Origin of the sequence: Psychrobacter sp. CAL346-MNA-CIBAN-0220 (genome assembly GCF_040309805.1) — a bacterium.
Taxonomy (GTDB): Bacteria; Pseudomonadota; Gammaproteobacteria; order Pseudomonadales; family Moraxellaceae; genus Psychrobacter.
Window position 1 is genome coordinate 1 of sequence record NZ_JBEOPF010000101.1, and the last position, 289, is coordinate 289.

A 289-nucleotide genomic window follows, 5' to 3' on the forward strand; every position below is an offset into this window, starting at 1 on the left:
GTGTTACGTGGCCCGATCCATCCAGGTTTGCCTACGTGGGGCTTGCGCGGACGCTTGTTCTTGGTAGTAACCGGCCCGATCCAGGGCGGCACCATTACGCCGCAGACCTTCGCGGGCTTGTACCTGTACACCAGCGAGACGCACCACGCGTTCAACTTCGGCAGTATTGAAGTAGGCCCGCCGAGCAAGCCAACCTGCACGGTCTCCACGCCCTCCGTGGCGATCCCGCTGGGGGCGGTGGAGAGCCGTGCATTCAAGGGCATTGGCAGCGTGGCCGGCAATGCCACCC

The 289-nt window shown here is 64.4% G+C and carries 1 protein-coding gene; it reads left to right on the forward strand.

Annotated elements, in window-relative coordinates:
• Positions 1 to 60: 60 nt before the first annotated feature.
• Positions 61 to 289: hypothetical protein (locus AAEY88_RS12875; RefSeq protein ID WP_350563017.1), on the forward strand; the 229-nt coding region annotated here is incomplete at its 3' end.